Origin of the sequence: Mumia flava (genome assembly GCF_002797495.1) — a bacterium.
GTDB lineage: Bacteria > Actinomycetota > Actinomycetes > Propionibacteriales > Nocardioidaceae > Mumia > Mumia flava.
This window is the reverse complement of the sequence record NZ_PGEZ01000001.1, coordinates 2556141-2569216: the sequence shown is the minus strand read 5'-3', so window position 1 is coordinate 2569216 and position 13076 is coordinate 2556141. Positions and strand designations below refer to the sequence as shown.

Below are 13076 nucleotides of genomic sequence, written 5' to 3'. Positions count from 1 at the left end.
CGGCCTCCCGCTCAGCCGAGCCGTGCCGCCGCCCGCAGACGCGCGTCCGCCTCCCGCCGGCCGGACCGCGAGATCCGCGCCTCGACGACCCGTACGCCGGAGGTCTCCCGCGCCAGCGCGGACTCGAGCGCGCCAGGCTCGTCCACACGCTCGTGCGCGACGCCCATCGCGGTGCAGAGCGTGCCGAGATCGACCCCCGTCGGGGTCCCGAAGACCCGCTCGAACGCGGCGGCGTACCGGACCTCCCCCTGCTCGAGGGTCGAGAAGATGCTGCCGCCGTCGTCGGAGGCGACCACGATCGTGAGGTCGGGTCGCGGTTCGTCGGGGCCGAGCACGAGGCCGTTGCTGTCGTGCAGGAACGTGAGGTCGCCCAGGTACGCCAGGGCGTGCGAGGACCGGCGACCGAGGGCAGCGCCGACCGCGGTGGAGACCGTCCCGTCGATCCCGGCCAGGCCGCGGTTCGCGAGGACCATCCGGCGCTCGCCGACCGGGTGCGCGACAGCCATCAGGTCCAGGTCCCGGATCGGGCTCGACGACCCGACCACGAGCAGCCCCCCGGGCCGTACGGCCGCGGAGACCGTGCGCGCCACGAACCACGGGTCGAGTCCCCCGCCGGCCCCCGCCGTACCGTCGGGACCCGCCGCACCGTCCCCCACGATCTCCGCGACCGCCGCCGACGTCACGGCGTCCGCCCGCACCCACCGGTCGCGCCAGACGTCGTCGTCGGGGCCCTCGACCCGCACCGAGCGGTGCGTCGCGGCGAGACGGTTGCCCGGGTCCGGGTACGGCGGGGCGCCGACGGCGACCACCTCGACGTCGCCCCGCGACAGGAGCCGCGTGATCGGGCGCGACAGCGTCGGATGGCCGAACACCACGACCCGCTCGATCGCGTCGGCGAGCTCGGGGAGGCCGAGCAGCAGGCGGTAGGTGGCGATCGGGTGCGTCCCGGTGCGCGATCCCGACGACGGCTCCGCGAACAGCGGCCAGTCCGCCTCCTCGGCGAGGATCCGCGCCGGAGGGCCGGCGGAGTCACCGGCGACGACGACCGTCCGCGGGCCGAGCGGGAGCGACGCGGGCAGCACCGGCTGCTCGACGACCGCCGCCTGCCAGGGTGCTCCGTCGGCCCGTCCCGCCATCGCGCCCTCGGCGTCGAGCGGCTCCGCCCAGGCTGCGTCGACGAGCGGATCGGAGAAGCCGACGTTCAGGTGGACCGGCCCGTCCGCCGCTGCGGCCAGCGCCCGCGACAGCGCACCGCGCCACGCCGACGTGTTCGGCGGCACGACGGCCGGCGCCGGGATCTCCACGTAGGCGCGCACCGCCGACCCGAACAGCTTCACCTGGTCGCCGGTCTGGTTCGCGCCCGTGCCCCGCAGCTCGGCGGGCCGGTCGGCGGTGATCGCGAGCAGCGGCGCCCCGGCGTGCGACGCCTCCAGCACCGCGGGGTGCAGGTTCGCGGCGGCGGTCCCCGACGTCGTCACCACCGGCACGACCCGGTGCGAGCCGAGCGCCAGACCGAGCGCCAGGAACGCCGCGCTGCGCTCGTCGATCCGCACGTGCAGCCGCAGGTCTCCCCGCGCCTGCGCCGCCGCCAGTGCCAGGGCGAGCGGAGCCGAGCGCGACCCCGGCGCGAGCACGACGTCCCGGACGCCGCTGCGGACCAGCTCGTCGACCAGGACACGGCCCAGCGTGCCCGCCGGCGTCATCCGATCGCCTCCACGGCGGCGAGGCGCTCGACCCAGCGGCGCGCGGTGTCCTCGTCGACCGTCGTGGCGGTGGACTGCGTGACCGGCTCGACGCGTCCGACCGGCAGCACGCCGTCGACGGGCACCAGCGGCTTCGCGACCGTGTCGTGCTCGAGCAGGCTGACGGTGCCGAGACCGCACGCGTACGGCAGGTCCGGCAGCGCGGCCGCGAGGGCCAGGCCGGCCGTGATCCCGACCGAGCTCTCGAGCGCGCTGGAGACCACCACCGGGATCCCGATCCGCTCGGCGATCCGCAGGCACGCCTCGACCCCGCCGAGCGGTTGCACCTTGAGCACGGCGACGTCGGCCGCCTCGTGCGCGGTGACGAGGTAGGGGTCGTCGGCGCGGCGGATCGACTCGTCGGCCGCGACCGGCACGTCGCAGCGCCGCCGGACGCGGGCGAGCTCGTCGACGCTCGCGCAGGGCTGCTCGACGTACTCCAGCCCGCCGGCGGCGCGGTCGAGCGCGGCGAGGGCGGCGACCGCCTCGTCGACGGTCCAGGCGCCGTTGGCGTCGACGCGGATCCGGCCCCCGTCCCCGAGCGCGTCGCGGACCGCCGCGACCCGGCTCACGTCCTCGGCGAGCGACTGTCCGGGCTCGGCGACCTTGACCTTCGCCGTCCGGCAGCCGTGGCCGGCGAGCACGATCGCCGCGGCGCGCTCGGCGTCCACGGCCGGGACGGTGCAGTTCACCGCGACGACCTCGCGGACGGGAGACGGCCAGTCGCGCGTCGCGCTCGCGACCGCAGCCTCGTACCAGGTGCGTGACTCCGCCGCGCCGTAGTCCCAGAACGGGCTGAACTCCGCCCACCCGGCGGGCCCGTGCACGAGCATCCCCTCGCGGACGGTGATCCCGCGGAACCTCGTGCGCATCGGGGTCGCCCACGGCACCCAGGTCAGGTCGTCGTCCACCTCCGTACGGTATCGCGCGGGTCCCGCCCCGCCGGACGTCGCGCCTGGTCAGCGCACCCGTCGGCGCAGGTGGGCTGCCGGCTCCGGGCCGTACGGGAGGGTGCCGTGGGGGAGGACGTCGGCCGCACCCGCGTCGAGGATCGCGATCGCTTCCGCGAGCCGGTCGCGCTCGGCCCGGACGAAGGCCGCGTCGACCACCGCACCGTGCCCGGGGACCACCTGCGCCACCGCGCTCTCCCCGGCGAGCGCAGCCAGCGCATCCAGCGTCCGCACCCACGCCCGCGGGTCGCTGTCGCCGAAGTCCGGGTCGGCGCCCTGCTCGACCAGGTCGCCCGCGAACAGCGTCGCCCCCGCGAGCACCACGAGGTCACCGTCGGTGTGCCCGACGCCGAGGAACCGCACCTCGACGACGCGACCACCGAGGTCGACCCTCGCGCCGCTCGCGGGCGTTTCCGCAGGGTCGCAGAGGGCGTCGGCGGCGTCCGGGTACGTCGCGGTCCACGCGTCACGCTGCGTGGCGTACGTCGCCGTCATCGCCGCGATCGCGTCCGGGTGCGCAAGGAACGGACCCGCACCGGCCTCACGCAGGGTCGCGTTGCCGAACCAGTGGTCCAGGTGCGCGTGGGTGTTCACCACGACCAGCGGCGCGCAGGTGACCGACCGGACCGCCTCGAGGATCGCCGTCGCCTGCCGCGGCCCGCCGCCGGTGTCGATCAGCAGGGCCCGCTCGCTGCCGACGACGAGCCCGGCGTTGAGGAGGTACGGGGCGGTGCGCAGCACGTACGAGCCGTCGCCGAGGTCGACGAGGTCGCACCCGTGCTCCGGCGGCGCCGTCACGGCCGGACCGCCTGCTGCGCGAGGGTGCGCAGCGCGACCCGGTCGACCTTGCCGTGGTCCAGCAGGGGCAGGGCGTCGATCGCGACCACGTGGCGCGGCGCCCAGGTCCGCGGCAGGCCGGCCGTCTCGACGTGGTCGCGCAGATCGGCCAGCGGCGGCGCTCCGGTGCCGGAGCTGGCACCCGGGTCGGTCGGCACCACCAGCGCGACCACGACGCTCCCCCACTCCGGGTCGTCCACCCCGACCACGGCCGCTTCGGCCACACCGGGGTGGGTACGCAGCGCTGCGGCGACCCGCGGGAGCGCGATGTTCGTGCCCCCCGAGATCACCACGTCGTCGCTGCGTCCCAGGATCCGCAGCCGCCCGTCGGCATCCAGCGCGCCGAGGTCGGAGGTTCGCAGCCAGCCGTCGACCAGCACGTCGGCGGTCGCGTCCGGGTCGCCGACGTAGCCGTCGAACAGCATCGGCCCGGCGATCCACACCCGCTTGTCCCGGTCGATCCGCAGCGCGACCCCGTCGAGCGCCACCCCGTCGTACACGCAGCCGCCCGCGGTCTCGCTCATCCCGTACGTCCGGACCACGCGCACCCCGGCCGCCTCTGCCTCGGCCCGCAGCGCCGGGTCGAGGGCCGCGCCGCCGACGAGCAGGGCGTCGAGACGTGCCAGCAGGTCGAGGCGGCCGTCGCGGGCGAGACGGTGGAGCTGGGTGGGGACGAGCGAGGCGTAGCGGCGCACTCCGGCGTCCATCGCCTCCAGCGCGGCGACGAGCCCACCGCGCTCGGCGACGACGACCGGGCTCGTACCCGCGAGCAGCGACCGGACGATCACCTGCACCCCCGCGACGTACGTGGGTGGGAGGTCCAGCAGCCACTGACCGGGACCTCCGAGGCGGGCGTGGGTCGCGTGCGCCGACGCGAGGACCGCGCGGCGGGACAGCGCGACGTCCTTCGGCCGGCCGGTCGAGCCCGAGGTGCGGATGATCAGCGCGGGCGGCTCGTCCTCGGCCGAGAGCCAGCTCGACAGCGCCCGCTCGACCTCGCGCGCCGATCCCGCGACGGGCCGCAACGACGTGTCCTCCACCCGACCACGCTAGCCGTCGTACGCGGGTGGGAGGATGGGCGGTCGTGGCAACAGCATCGCAGTGGATCTCCGGCGCACGCCCTCGTACGCTCCCGGCCGCCGTGGCCCCAGTGGTCGCCGGGACGGGCGCGGCGGTCTTCGCCGACGGCGAGGTGTGGTGGAAGGCGGTCGTCTGCCTCCTGCTCTCGCTGGCCCTGCAGGTCGGCGTCAACTACGCCAACGACTACTCCGACGGCGTCCGCGGCACCGACGACGACCGGGTCGGCCCCATGCGGCTGGTCGGGTCCGGTGCTGCGAGCGCGTCGGCCGTGAAGGCGGCGGCGTTCGGGTGCTTCGCCGTCGCGGGCGTGCTCGGCCTGCTGCTCGCTGCGACGTCCGGGTGGTGGCTGCTCGCGGTGGGCGCGGTCGCGATCGCGGCGGCGTGGTTCTACACCGGCGGTGACCGGCCGTACGGGTATCGCGCGCTGGGCGAGATCAGCGTGTTCGTGTTCTTCGGGCTGGTCGCGGTGCTCGGCACCACGTACGTCCAGGTCGGGTCGTTCACGTGGCCGAGCCTGGCCGCGTCGATCGGGATCGGGGCGCTCGCGTGCGCGATCCTCGTCGCGAACAACCTGCGCGACATCCCCACCGACACGGTCTCGGGCAAGCGCACGCTCGCGGTGGTGCTCGGCGACCGGGGTACGCGGGTGCTGTTCGTCGTGCTGCTCGTGGTGGCGCTGGGGTCCGTGGTCTGGCTGGCGTCGTTCACCGCACCCGCGCTGCTGGCGCTGCTCGCGTTCCCGTGGGCGCTGCGGGCAGCGACGCCGGTCGGACGCGGCGCCACCGGCCTCGCGCTGCTGCCGACGCTGCGCGACACCGGGATCGCCGAGCTCGTGTTCGCGATCGGCGCCGCCGTCGGTCTCGCCCTCGGCGCCTGACCGTCACCCGCGCCCCCTCTGGACGCAAGACGATGCATCTCGTCCACGGACGGGTAGAAACGCATCGTCGATTCGCTTCGTCGTACGTCCCGGGCGACCCGCGGGGCGGCTACGGTGAGGTGGCATGCCGGACATCGACCTGGGTGACCTGACCGAGCCGGGCGCGTCCACGCGGCTTCGCGGCTACCTCGCGACCCCGGACGACGACGGACCGTGGCCGGGGGTGGTGCTGATCCACGAGGCGTTCGGCGTCGACGACGCGATGCGCGCGCACGCCGACCGGCTGGCGTCGCTCGGGTACGCGACGCTGGCAGTGGACCTGTACAGCGACGGCGGTCCGGTCCGTTGCCTGATCAGCACCTTCCGCGCTCTGCTCGCCGGTCACGGGCGCCCGTTCGCCGACATCGCCGTCGCCCGCCGGTTTCTCCTCGAACGCACCGCGAGCACGGGGAAGGTCGGCGTGATCGGCTTCTGCATGGGCGGGCGCTTCGCGCTGCTCGAGGCCGGCGGCGGGGCGTACGACGCGGCGAGCGTGAACTACGGGCTCCTCCCGCCGCACCTGGACGATGTGCTCGCGACCTCGTGCCCACTGGTCGCCAGCTACGGCGGCAAGGATCGCGGGCTGCGCGGCGGGGCCGCGAAGGTGGAGGCAGCCCTCGACGCCGCAGGCGTTCCGCACGACGTGAAGGAGTATCCGAACGCCGGCCACTCCTTCCTCAACGAGCACCCGAACGGGCCCTGGCCCGTACGGCAGGTGCTGCGCGTGACCGGGACCGGCCCCGAGCCGCAGTCGGCCGCCCACGCCTGGGACCGCATCGCCGCCTTCTTCGCGACCCACCTGCGCTGACCCACCCGTACCGACCGCGATTCGTCGAGTTCCGGCGCGAATCCGACACCGAGATCCAGCCGCAGCTCGACGAATCGCGGACGGGGGCGGGAAGTGTTCATGCGGCGTGCAGGTGCGCGACGCCGTGGGTTCGGCCGGGGACGCCAGCCTCGTCGGCATGACCGAACCCACCTCCCGCCGCCAGGTGCTGCGCGGTGCCGCCGCCCTCGGGGCCGGCGCCGCGATCCTCGGAACTGCCTCGCCCGCCCTCGCCCGCGGGCGCGACCACCTCCCCGCCCTCGTCCGGCACGGCCGCCCGACGCTCACGCACGGCGTCCAGTCCGGCGACGTCCTGACCGACGCCGCGACCCTCTGGGCCCGAGCCGACCGCCGCTCGCGCCTCGTCGTCGAGCTCTCCCGCGACCCGTCGTTCCGCCGCGCGATCACGGTCCCCGGCCCCGTCGTCACCGACCGCTCCGACTTCACCGGCCGCCTCCCGCTGCGGCACCTGCCGTCCGGGACCGAGCTGCACTACCGCGTCCGCGCGGTCGACCTGCGCGACCCGCGCCGTACGTCGGAGTCCGTCGTCGGTCGGCTGCGGACGGCGAGCACGCGCCGCGACGACGTCCGGTTCCTGTGGTCCGGCGACATCGCCGGGCAGGGGTGGGGCGTCAACCCTGCGTACGGCGGGTTCCGGATCGCCGACGCGATGACCGCTCGGGACGCCGACTTCTTCCTGTGCAGCGGTGACACCGTGTACGCCGACGGGCCCGTCACCGAGTCCGTCGCGCTGCCGGACGGATCGACGTGGCGCAACCTCGTGATCGAGGAGAAGACGAAGGTCGCCGAGACCCTCGACGAGTTCCGCGGCCAGTTCCGCTACAACCTGCTCGCGGACAACTGGCGCTCGTTCCTCGCGGGGACGCCGGTCGTGGGCCAGTGGGACGACCACGAGGTCACGAACAACTGGTACCCGGGCGAGGTCCTCGCCGACGACCGCTACACCGAGAAGCGCGTCGACGTCCTCGCCGAGCGAGCGCGCCGGGCCTACCACGAGTACGTGCCGGTCTCGCGCCTCTCACCGGACCCCGAGGGCCGGATCTACCGCGTCCTGCACCTGGGCCCGATGCTCGACCTGTTCGTGCTGGACATGCGCACCCACAAGGACCCGAACACCGCGAACGCCGAGACGCGCTCCGACGGCGGCGTGCTGGGCCGCCGGCAGACCGACTGGCTGCTGCGCGAGCTGCGGCGCTCCCGGGCGACCTGGAAGGTGATCGCCGCCGACCTGCCGATCGGGCTCGTCGTGCCGGACGGGTCGGCGGCCCAGGAGGGCATCGCCCAGGGCGATCCCGGCCTGCCGCTCGGACGGGAGCGCGACATCGCCGAGGTGCTGCGTGGTCTGCAGCGCTACGGCATCCGCAACCACGTCTGGCTCACCGCGGACGTGCACTACACCGCGGCGCACCACTACGCGCCCGAGCGGGCCGCGTTCGGCGACTTCGACCCGTTCTGGGAGTTCGTGTCCGGGCCGCTCAACGCCGGGGCGTTCGGACCGAACGCGCTCGACGGCACGTTCGGACCGCGGGCGGAGTTCGTGGCCGCACCGCCGCGGGCGAACGCCAGCCCCGCCGAGGGGTACCAGTTCTTCGGCGAGGTCGAGATCGACGGCGGATCCCAGGCCCTCACGGTCACCCTCCGCGACGTCGAGGGCGGCGCCCTGTTCACCCGCACGCTCGAGCCGCACCGCCGCTGACCGGCCGCACCCACCCGTACGGCTGCCGCCACCGACGCCCCGCGCGGCCCCCGATCGCGCTGCCCCGGACCCGTCCACCGCCTCGCGGGTCCGGGGCACCGCGCTGTGCTCAGCCGGTGCGCGACGCTCAGCCGGTACGCGGCGCTCAGCCGGTACGCGGCGCTCAGCCGGTACGCGGCGCTCAGCCGGTACGCGGCGCTCAGCCGGTACGCGGCGCTCAGCCGGTGCGCGGACCCGGCCCCAGACGCGCCCGGACCCACGCGACCGGTGCCTGGAGGAACAGCAGCAGCATCGGGTACGCACCGAGGCCGGGAGCGACGATCGTGATCACCAGCACCACCGCGAGGAGCGGGATCAGGACGATGTCCTCCGGCCCGTCGCGCCACGCCTGTGCTGCGGCGTCGTCGCGCAGGAGCGCGGGGCGGCGACGTCCCTGCCGCACGATCAGGCGGAGCGCCACGACCGAGACCAGCAGCGTCGTGACGTACACGGGCATCGCAGCGGTCATCGGGTCGCTCACCGAGATCAGCTCCGTGCTGAACGGCAGCAGCACGATCGTGAGCAGCCACACGAAGTGCAGGCCGGTGATCACCTCGTCGTACGACGCAAAGTGCTCCAGCGTCTGGTGGTGGGCGCGCCACAGCACCCAGATCACGGCGAAGCTGATCCCGAACCCGAGGAAGACGTCGCTGTGCTCGGAGACCAGCGCACCCACGCTGGGAGCGTCGTCGGCCTCCGCGACGACATCGACGAGCGGCAGCACGAGCAGCGTCAGCGCGATCGCCACCACGGCGTCGCTGAACGCCAGGAGCCGGTCGAGCCCTCGTTCCGAAGCCACGGCTCAGTGTCCCCTGCCGGACCGCCGTCCGTCTCAGGGACGGAACGCGCCGGTGGACTCGAACGCCGCCAGCGCCGACTCGTACGGTGCCAGGTCGAGACCCTGGTCCGCCACCCAGCCGTCGTCGTAGTACGTGCCGGTGTAGCGGTCGCCCCCGTCCGCGAGCAGCGTCACGACGCTCCCCCGCTCACCGGCGTCGCGCATCTGCTGGACGACGTGCAGCGCGCCCCACATGTTCGTCCCGGTCGACCCGCCGACCGGGCGACCGAGCAGCCGCGTGGTCCACCGCATCGCCGCGATCGACGCCGCGTCCGGGACGCGCACCATGTCGTCGATCACCCCGCCGACGAACGACGGCTCGACCCGCGGCCGGCCGATCCCCTCGATCCGCGACGGCATCCCGGTCGTGTAGTCCGAGGTGTCGAGCTCCCACCCGTCGAGGAACGCGGAGTTCTCCGGGTCCACGACCAGCAACCGTGTCTCGTAGCGGCGGTACCGGACGTACCGGCCGATCGTCGCCGACGTGCCGCCGGTCCCGGCGCTGACGACGATCCACGACGGGCACGGGTACGGTTCCGCGGCCAGCTGCTCGAAGATCGACTCGGCGATGTTGTTGTTGCCGCGCCAGTCCGTCGCGCGCTCGGCGAAGGTGAACTGGTCCAGGTAGTGCCCGCCGCACTCCTCGGCCAGGCGCGCCGCCTCGGCGTACATCTGGGGCGGCTCGTCGACGAAGTGGCAGCGCCCGCCGTACCACTCGATCAGTGCGATCTTGCGCGGGCTCGTGCTGCGCGGCATGACGGCGACGAAGTCCAGGCCGAGCAGGCGCGCGAAGTACGCTTCGCTGACCGCCGTCGAGCCGCTGGACGCCTCGATGATCGTCGTGTCGGGTCCGACCCAGCCATTGCTGAGAGCGTAGAGGAACAGCGAGCGCGCGAGGCGGTGCTTCAGGCTCCCGGTCGGGTGGACCGACTCGTCCTTGAGGTACAGCGCGACGTCGTCCGGACCCGGCAGCGGGAACACGTGCAGGTGGGTGTCGGCGCTGCGGTTGGCGTCGGCCTGGACCGTCCCGATCGCGGTGTCGATCCAGCGCCGCGCCTCAGTCGACGTCCTCGGCACCGCGCGCCTGCTCGAACCGGTCGTGCAGCTTCTGCGAGCGGGCCTGCAACGACTCGGCGACCTGGTCGCGCAGCCCGCCGAGCAGCAGCAGCGACAGGACGGCGCTGATCGCCAGCGCGATGATCGCGAACAGCAGGCCCGTCATCTCGTCCCACTCGAACCAGATCATGCCGATCCCGGCGACCACGGCGAAGGTGACGACGAACAGCGCCAGGCGCGCGAGCGTGTAACGGACGAAGGCACTCACCCCTCCACCGTACCTGTCGGCGTCACGGAGTCGGCGAGGTCGCCGGGTCCGTGGGCTCCAGGGCGCCGGAGTCGTCGGTCGGCGGGGCCGGCGGGACCGTGGTCGTCGCCGTCGTGGGCGGCGCGGTCGTGGTGGGTGCCGTCGTCGTCGGAGCGGTCGTGGTGGGCGCTGTCGTGGTCGGTGCCGTGGTCGGATCGGTCGTCGGGTCCGTGGTCGGGTCCGTCGTGGCGTCCGTCGTCGGGTCGGTCGTGTCCTGCGTGGTCGGGTCGTCCGACGGCGACCCGGTCGTGTCCGTGGTCGGATCGGTCGACGGGGTCGTACGGGTGGGTGCGGTCGGGTCGGGCGTGGTCGGGTCGTCGCTGCGGTTCGTCCAGATCAGCGCGATCGCGACCGCGGCGGCGATCACGACCAGCGCGACGACGATCCACGGCGCTCGTCGCGCCCACGGGCTCTGGCCGTCACCGCTCGCTGCAGCGGCATCGGCGTCCTCGGACGCCTCGCCCTCGCCGGGCTGGTCCTCCGACGCGCCCTCGACCGCGGCCTGGTCCGCGGTCGCGACACCGGCCGCCGCCCCCTCCGCAGCAGCTCCCTCGGCGTCGTCGTCCGCCGGCAAGGCCTCGCCGTCGGTGGCGGTCGCCTCGCCCTCCGCGGCGTCCTCCGCGCCCGGTGCGTCCTCCGCGGCAGCGGCCCCGGCTGCGGCAGCCGCCGCGACGCCGGCGCCGGCAGCACCGACGGCGGCGATGCCCGGCACCGTGGCGTCGTCGTCGACCGCAGGGGCATCGACCTGGGTCGCTTCGGGATCGACCCCGGCGAACCCGTGCGCCGCGAGGACCGGCGCGACCGGCTCCTCCGCCGCCAGCGCGGCGAGCGCCGCCGACGCCCCCGCCGCGTCGACCCGCTCGGCGGGCTCGCGACGCGTCATCGCGTCGAGCATCTGCGCCCACTCGGTCCCGAGGTCCTCCGGAACCCGGGGCTGACGGTGCAGGCGCGCTGAGAGCGTCTCGATCCGCGACCCGGGGAACGCCTCCTCACCGGTCAGCGACTCCAGCAGCACCAGACCCAGCGCGTACACGTCCGCGCGCGGGCCGACGTCGTCGAGCACGGCCTGCTCGGGACTGAGGTAGCGTGCCGTGCCGACCAGCAGGTCCGGGGAGGTCAGACGCGTCCCCTCGAGGTAGCGGGAGACACCGAAGTCGGTCAGCTTCACCTGCGGAGGCTCACCCTCACGCTCGACCAGCATCACGTTCGACGGCTTGATGTCGCGATGGATGACGCCGGCCTCGTGGATCGCTCCGAGGGCCGACGCGAGCTGCGAACCCATGTCCGCGACCGCCGTCGACTCCATCGGCCCGCTCGTGAGGACCCGGCTCAGCGTCTTGCCGGCCACGAACTCCATCACGAGGTACGGGTGCGTGCCGCTCGCCTGCACGTCGTAGACCGTCACCAGGCCCGGGTGCGAGATCCCGGCGCCGATCCGCGCCTCGAGCTCGTGGCGGCGCAGCGCGTCCTCGGCCTCGACGTCGGCCTCGACCCGCATCAGCTTGATCGCGACGATCCGCCCGAGCTGCTCGTCGCGGGCCTTGAAGACGTCGGCCATGCCGCCGCGCCCGACCAGGCCGAGCAGGCGGTACCGATCGTCGACGAGGTCACCGACCCGGTCGTTGTCCGACTCCGACACAGCGGCGGCTCACCTCTCCCTCGTCCCCACGGGCAGCAGCCCCGACCGCATCCATTGTGCTGGACCGGACAACCTCCGTCGGCCCCGATGTCCGGGCGCCGTCGGTGCCGGTCACGGGGCAGGTCACGGGGCCACGAGCCGGGCGAGCAGCGCAGGGTCGACGTTGCCGCCGGACAGCACCGCGACGGTGCCCGGGCTCGGGTCCACGCGTCCGGACAGCAGCGCAGCCGACGCGACCGCGCCGCTGGGCTCGGCGACGAGCCGGCTCCCGCGTACGAGGGTGGCCGTGGCGGACAGGATCTCCTCCTCCGTGACCGTGACGACGTCGTCCACGTGCGCCCGCAGGTGTGCCCAGTTGAGCAGTCCCACGGACGTCGTACGGAGTCCGTCGGCGATCGTCCGGGCGGTCTGCGACGCGGCCCACACGCGACGCTGGCCGTCCCGCCAACCCTCCGCGAGGTCGCCGGCCAGCTCCGGCTCCACCGCGACCACCCGGACCTGCGGGCGCAGCGCCTTGATCGCCAGCGCGGTCCCCGCGGCCAGGCCGCCACCGCTGACCGGGACCAGCACCTGGTCGAGATCCGGGACCTGCTCGGCGATCTCGATGCCCACCGTTCCCTGACCTGCGATCACGTCCGGGTGGTCGTACGGCGGGACGACCGTCGCACCCGTCTCCTCCGCGATCGCCTCGGCGGCCGTCTCCCGCTCGGCCGGCGGGACGCGCACGATCTGGGCTCCCCAGCGGGCGGTCGCCTCGACCTTCACGGCCGGTGCGTTGTCCGGGATCACGATCGTCGCCGCGATCCCGGCCCGCGCCGCGGCGTACGCGACGGCCTGTGCGTGGTTGCCGGACGAGTGCGTCACCACGCCCCGGACCCGCCGCTCCGGCTCGAGCAGCGCGATGGCGTTCGTCGCCCCGCGGAGCTTGAACGCACCGGTCGGCTGCAGGCACTCGGCCTTGACCCGCAACGGCACCGTCCCGTCGGGCATCACCACAGGAACGACGGGCGTGCACAGGCAGATCCCGCTGATCCGCGCGGCGGCATCCCGTACGTCGGCAAGGCTGAGCAGGGCGGAGGTGGGCATGGCCTCACCCTAGGCATGATCACGGGTCCGTACGGCCGTGGGT

12 protein-coding genes are annotated in these 13076 nt (G+C 74.4%); 3 read left to right on the top strand and 9 right to left on the bottom strand.

The window, feature by feature from the left end:
* Positions 1-11 precede the first annotated feature (11 nt).
* From menD to CLV56_RS12065, 4 genes are all read right to left on the bottom strand, one after another.
* Complete coding sequence (gene menD / locus CLV56_RS12080) at positions 12-1703, bottom strand: 2-succinyl-5-enolpyruvyl-6-hydroxy-3-cyclohexene-1-carboxylic-acid synthase (RefSeq protein ID WP_039339813.1); 1692 nt, start codon at positions 1701-1703, stop codon at positions 12-14.
* The gene (locus CLV56_RS12075; protein WP_100415144.1) at positions 1700-2614 is read right to left on the bottom strand and encodes an o-succinylbenzoate synthase; all 915 of its coding nucleotides are present in this window, start codon (positions 2612-2614) and stop codon (positions 1700-1702) included. The genes menD and CLV56_RS12075 overlap by 4 nt, the downstream gene beginning before the upstream one ends.
* Before the next feature lie 87 nt (positions 2615-2701).
* On the bottom strand, positions 2702-3490 hold the full coding sequence (locus tag CLV56_RS12070) for an MBL fold metallo-hydrolase (RefSeq protein ID WP_039339817.1): 789 nt from the start codon (positions 3488-3490) through the stop codon (positions 2702-2704).
* Positions 3487-4569 (bottom strand): AMP-binding protein, encoded by a 1083-nt coding sequence (locus tag CLV56_RS12065; protein WP_245857785.1) that lies wholly within the window; start codon positions 4567-4569, stop codon positions 3487-3489. The genes CLV56_RS12070 and CLV56_RS12065 overlap by 4 nt, the downstream gene beginning before the upstream one ends.
* A gap of 44 nt (positions 4570-4613) precedes the next feature.
* On the opposite strand from CLV56_RS12065, the gene CLV56_RS12060 reads away from it, so the two are divergent.
* From CLV56_RS12060 to CLV56_RS12050, 3 genes are all read left to right on the top strand, one after another.
* Complete coding sequence (locus CLV56_RS12060; protein ID WP_039339821.1) at positions 4614-5486, top strand: 1,4-dihydroxy-2-naphthoate polyprenyltransferase; 873 nt, start codon at positions 4614-4616, stop codon at positions 5484-5486.
* A 124-nt stretch (positions 5487-5610) separates the two neighbouring features.
* Positions 5611-6333, top strand: coding sequence for a dienelactone hydrolase family protein (locus tag CLV56_RS12055; protein ID WP_039339824.1), 723 nt, complete (start codon positions 5611-5613; stop codon positions 6331-6333).
* A gap of 157 nt (positions 6334-6490) precedes the next feature.
* Complete coding sequence (locus CLV56_RS12050; protein ID WP_039340053.1) at positions 6491-8068, top strand: alkaline phosphatase D family protein; 1578 nt, start codon at positions 6491-6493, stop codon at positions 8066-8068.
* Positions 8069-8285: 217 nt separating this feature from the next.
* On the opposite strand, the gene CLV56_RS12045 is transcribed toward CLV56_RS12050, so the two are convergent.
* The 5 genes from CLV56_RS12045 to CLV56_RS12025 all read right to left on the bottom strand — a co-directional run bounded on the left by CLV56_RS12045 (position 8286) and on the right by CLV56_RS12025 (position 13033).
* Complete coding sequence (locus CLV56_RS12045) at positions 8286-8906, bottom strand: TMEM175 family protein (RefSeq protein WP_039339826.1); 621 nt, start codon at positions 8904-8906, stop codon at positions 8286-8288.
* A 33-nt stretch (positions 8907-8939) separates the two neighbouring features.
* On the bottom strand, positions 8940-10022 hold the full coding sequence (gene cds1 / locus CLV56_RS12040; RefSeq protein ID WP_039339828.1) for an L-cysteine desulfhydrase Cds1: 1083 nt from the start codon (positions 10020-10022) through the stop codon (positions 8940-8942).
* Positions 10003-10269, bottom strand: coding sequence for a DUF4229 domain-containing protein (locus CLV56_RS20620; protein ID WP_039339831.1), 267 nt, complete (start codon positions 10267-10269; stop codon positions 10003-10005). Before CLV56_RS20620 ends, cds1 begins: the two co-directional genes overlap by 20 nt.
* A 22-nt stretch (positions 10270-10291) precedes the next feature.
* The gene (locus CLV56_RS12030; protein WP_100414877.1) at positions 10292-11947 is read right to left on the bottom strand and encodes a serine/threonine-protein kinase; all 1656 of its coding nucleotides are present in this window, start codon (positions 11945-11947) and stop codon (positions 10292-10294) included.
* 123 nt (positions 11948-12070) lie between these two features.
* On the bottom strand, positions 12071-13033 hold the full coding sequence (locus tag CLV56_RS12025) for a threonine ammonia-lyase (protein WP_039339834.1): 963 nt from the start codon (positions 13031-13033) through the stop codon (positions 12071-12073).
* Positions 13034-13076: the final 43 nt, after the last annotated feature.